Consider the following 4,227-nt stretch of genomic DNA (forward strand, 5'->3'; position numbering starts at 1 on the left):
GCGCTATAAGAGCGGCCGACCGCGCTTCCCGGACAGGTGGCCGAGCGGTTTAAGGCACACGCTTGGAAAGCGTGCGTGGTGTAACAGCCACCGCGGGTTCGAATCCCGCCCTGTCCGCCATTTCAGTCCTTGAGTGGGCACTGCGTTTACGCCGCCGTTCGCCACCAGGGTCTGGAGCAGCCGGGACTTCGATCCCATGATCCGGACCTCGCCGGTATCGACCTCCACGCGCTGTGCAAGCGCGCGCAGATGGTCCCGGCGATAGCCACCGCCCTCGATTCGGATACGCTCCCGCGCGGTGCGGGCGAACTTGTGCAACGTCTGCGGCGTCACCGCCTGCTGGCCTGAGTTCTGAAGCATGGCCTGCGCGCGTACGGCGTCGGCCTTGGCCTGATCGCGAACGGCCTTCAGGGCCTCGATGCGATCCTTGAGCGCCGGATCGTCGAGCCCGGCCACTCCCGTCTCGATGGCGTCATAGAGACGCTTGAGACGCAAATCCGCCTCGGTGGCGCGCTTGTTCAACTCGGCAATATGCGCGCGGCGGCGATCGGCACGCTCCTCCCTGCGGTCGAGAACGCCGGCAAGGATGGTTTCCAGTCGTTCGGGCTGAAGCAGGCGGTCCTTCAGGTGGCTGGCGACCAGGTCGTCCAGCTTCTCCATCGGTATGGCCATCCCTTCGCAGCCGGTCTCACCCTGCCGCGCCCTGGTCGAGCAGGCGTAATAGCGATAGCGGCCGCTCTTGCCGGTGCGGATGGTCATGGCTCCACCGCACCTGGCGCAGTGGATGAGCCCGGTAAGCATGGTCGGGCCGCTGATCACGCGAGCGGGCATGACCTTGGGATTGCGGGCCTTGAGCAGCGCCTGCACCGCCTCGAACGTCTGCCGGTCGATGATCGGCGGGACGGCAACCGTCACCACCTCGCTGACCGGCTTCCACTCCCGGGTCTTCGACCGCCTGTTGAAGTGATGCTCGCCCGCATAGGTCCGGCTGGTCAGCATGCGATGGATCTGGGCGATGCCCCAGCGCCCGCCATCACGGGTGAAGATGCGGTTGCGGTTGAGATGGGAGACGATGTTCTTGATGCCCATCTGACCCGAGGTGCCGTCGCCCTGGAGGGCAAGACGGTAGACCAGCCGTACCGTCTCGGCGTGCAGCGGGTCGATCTCCAGCTTCTTCTTGACCTTCGCTCCGCGCATCTCGGCGGCGACGGTGCGATAGCCGATCGGCGGCAGCGCTCCGTTCCAGAAGCCCTGGCGGGCATTCTCCTTCAGGGCACGGATGACGTGCTTGGCGTTCTCCTTGGACTGATACTCGTCGAACAGCGCCATGATCTGCCGCATCATGACGTGCATCGGATCGTCGCCCATCTCCTGGGTGATGGAGAGCAGTTTGACGCCGTTCTTGGCCAGCCTGCGGACATAGAACTCCAGCTCGAAGTGGTCGCGGAAGAAGCGGCTGAACGAATGGACGACCACCACATCGAACGGCGCGGGCTTGGCGGTCCCCGCCTCGATCATCCGTTGGAACTCGGGGCGGCGATCGTTCGTCGCCGATGCGCCCGGCTCCACGAAGGTCTCGACAACCGAATAGCCGCGAGACTGGCAATAGGCCTCGCCCTGGCGCTTCTGGTCGGGGATGGAGACATCATGCTCGGCCTGCCGCGCCGTCGAGACGCGCAGGTAGAGGGCGGCGCGCAGCGGCACGGTCATGGCAGGTGTCTCCTGGTCAGATCATGAGTGTGGCCCGAACAGCTCGTCGAACAGGTCGCCGAACCAGCGTTCGAAGACGTCGATCTCGGCTTCGGTGACAGGAACGTCTGCCGGCCAGTCGTCAGTGACGGTCCAGGTCGAGAGGTCGTGCGTGGGCGGGCGGCCCGGGAATGGCCACGGCTCGCCGAGCAGCTGGCGGAGCTGTTCCGACGCCGATGGTGGACGTGAACGCACGGGGCGAGGCATTCCACCAAAGTCGTGGAGACGCCGGACGGAGACAATCGTCCCTCTCTACTCCACAGCCCGACGCGTAGCCTGGGATAGCCAAACAGGGACAGGGCGGCTCGCGGCGGTGCCAGCGTCGCGCCGGCGGGCGTCAGGCGGCATATGTTCATGGGCTTATGCCTCCTGCTTGGTCCGTGGAGAGATGGCGAGCCCGAGGAATACGAGGATGGCCCGATTGAGCCGCAGGATGTCCTCCTCGTCGAGGCGGCCGACCTGGGCGCCGACCCTGCCCTTCGGGACGGTGGTGAGCTTGTCCACCATCAGCCGAGAGGCCGCGCGCAGCCCGTTGCGCTCGTTCGGTTCCACGGGCAGCCGGAACAGCGGCGCTTCGGTCTTGTCGGTGGTGAAGGCGCAGACGGTGACGGAAGCGGTGGCGTTGAAGCTGTCATCCTGCACGATGACGACGGGCCGCGGCTTGCCCGCATAGCCCTTGCCGCCTGCGACGGTCCAGATATCGCCACGCCTCATTCATCGCCCCAGTCCGACACCGCGTCGATGAACGCCTGATCTTCGGCGGCTCGGGCACTTCTCGCGACGGCGAGCGACTGCCGATGCGCTTGCGATCGGAACGACGGCGCCCGCACGTCCGGCACCCAGATCTGGATCGGACGCAGGCCTTGCAAGCGCAGGCGCTTTCGATGTTCCCGCACCTTGACGCGGGACGGCTTGGGCTTCGTTGCCGGGGCCATGATCATCCTCCGCATGGGTTACATGTAACCTATCATGAGCCGCTCGCCTTGACCAGCCACTGGATCAGAAAAGGAGCGGACCGCTCCCAATCCGCCTTGATTGCTTGCCAAGCGCTTGGCGGACCGGCGACAGGCGGTCAAGGCTGGCGCGGCACGCGCCACCGCGAAGCGGCTGCGGCCTTGACGGGCTGACGCCGGTCCGGCCTCCTGCCCGCAAGCAGATCATGGCTCACAGTCCAAGCCCGCGTTTCCGCCCGAACGACCAGTCGACATCGCCGCCGGGCGTGGCGATGCCGGAGATGTGCCGGCCCATCTGCTGCTCCAGCACCGGCCGCCAGGGCACGAGGCTGAAGCCCATCCCATCGTCGATCATGGCGAACCGGCCGCTGGCGAGCTGGGTCGACCCCAACAGCTGGCCACCGACATAGTTGCCGGGAACGGCCGGCTGCCACTCTCGTCCGCGCTCCGCGGCCAGCGTCCTGCCGGCCCGGTCGATGTCGACGGCTTCGAGCCGTCGAATCAGGTCTTTGGGCGCAATGACACGGCCATCCCCATGGTCGGTGGCATAGCCCATGTCGACCAGCGACTGCTTGCGCCTCTCCAGCGCCGTCTTCACCTCCCGGCCAAACCCTTCATCCGCCAGGACGGTACGCTCGCGGACCGCAAGCTCGCGGTCCAGCCAGGTCGCACCCTCATGGCCGATCTGATGATCGAGGCCGGTGGTTGACAGGATGCCGATCCGGATATTCCCGCGGTCCCGCGCCAGATCATAGGCCTGGCCCCGGCCGACCAGATCGGCCGGGACGCGCCAACGATCGGCGTCGAGCCGCTCGGCATGGCCTGCCCGGCGCAACGCCTCCAACCGGCGCACATGGGAGCGGATGAACGCCTCGGGATCATCGATTGCCGTCATGAAGCTCAATGCCGTCACCGGACCGACGCCCGGGATCGCCACGAAGTGCCGACAGAACTCGTGACGCGCCACGAACTTCACCACCAAGTCGTGCAGCCGGCGGTATTGCTTCTACAGCATTGCTCGCCCCGTCAGCGTGGCATCCATCAGCTCGCAGGCCAGCCCATCGCCCGTTATTGCGTCGCGCACCGCCGCGTCGAAGCCCATGCGCCCCGTGCCCTTGATGTGGATCCGAAGGCCTTCAGCGAGTGCCGGATGGTGTTCTCAAGATTTAGCACCTTACGCTTGAGGTTGCGGCGCTGTGTCAGGAGAAGCCGCAGACGGTAACTGCTCACTGTCCGCTCCATCGACACTTCGAGACCTGAGAAGAATTCCATCGCTCGCCTTCTGCGCTGCTGTTTCGCTGCAGCGACGCTAACAGCAGGGGCTCGGACAATTGACGTTCACCGGCACCACTCAGCTCACACCGATTGTGGCCGCAGCCCCAATGGTAAGCCACTTGGCACCATCGTTCCGGTGCGCCCTGCTCTCGGCATAGACTTTCCTTCGGCGATTCTCAGCCGCAGGGATGTCTCGAAGCCACATCTCGGTTGCTTCAATATTCGCCGTCGCGAGTACGAGCCCGCGCCC

4 protein-coding genes, 1 tRNA gene and 2 pseudogenes are annotated in these 4,227 nt (G+C 65.8%); 1 reads left to right on the forward strand and 6 read right to left on the reverse strand.

The genetic code is table 11. From position 1 onward, the window contains the following. The first annotated feature begins 30 nt into the window (after nt 1–30). Nucleotides 31–120, forward strand: a tRNA-Ser gene (locus tag EPO41_RS05380). A 564-nt stretch (nt 121–684) separates the two neighbouring features. Here EPO41_RS05380 and EPO41_RS29730 read toward each other — a convergent pair. The 6 genes and pseudogenes from EPO41_RS29730 to EPO41_RS05410 form a co-directional block, all read right to left on the reverse strand. Further along, nucleotides 685–1,710, reverse strand: a pseudogene (locus EPO41_RS29730) (recombinase family protein); the annotation flags it as partial. A gap of 21 nt (nt 1,711–1,731) precedes the next feature. After that, nucleotides 1,732–1,944 (reverse strand): hypothetical protein, encoded by a 213-nt coding sequence (locus EPO41_RS05390; protein WP_296321504.1) that lies wholly within the window; start codon nt 1,942–1,944, stop codon nt 1,732–1,734. 165 nt (nt 1,945–2,109) lie between these two features. Beyond that, nucleotides 2,110–2,463, reverse strand: a complete 354-nt coding sequence (locus tag EPO41_RS05395) for a type II toxin-antitoxin system PemK/MazF family toxin (protein ID WP_296321509.1) — start codon at nt 2,461–2,463, stop codon at nt 2,110–2,112. Continuing rightward, complete coding sequence (locus tag EPO41_RS05400; protein WP_296321512.1) at nt 2,460–2,684, reverse strand: antitoxin MazE family protein; 225 nt, start codon at nt 2,682–2,684, stop codon at nt 2,460–2,462. Before EPO41_RS05400 ends, EPO41_RS05395 begins: the two co-directional genes overlap by 4 nt. 229 nt (nt 2,685–2,913) lie before the next feature. Continuing rightward, a complete protein-coding gene (locus EPO41_RS05405) occupies nt 2,914–3,555 on the reverse strand; it encodes a DUF3363 domain-containing protein (RefSeq protein ID WP_296321514.1) in 642 nt (213 codons plus the stop codon). Nucleotides 3,556–3,558: 3 nt separating this feature from the next. After that, nucleotides 3,559–3,938 (reverse strand): annotated as a pseudogene (locus EPO41_RS05410) (IS110 family transposase); the annotation flags it as partial. Between the last annotated feature and the right edge of the window lie 289 nt (nt 3,939–4,227).

The sequence above is a fragment of the Reyranella sp. genome (genome assembly GCF_004297265.1).
Classification (GTDB): Bacteria; Pseudomonadota; Alphaproteobacteria; order Reyranellales; family Reyranellaceae; genus Reyranella.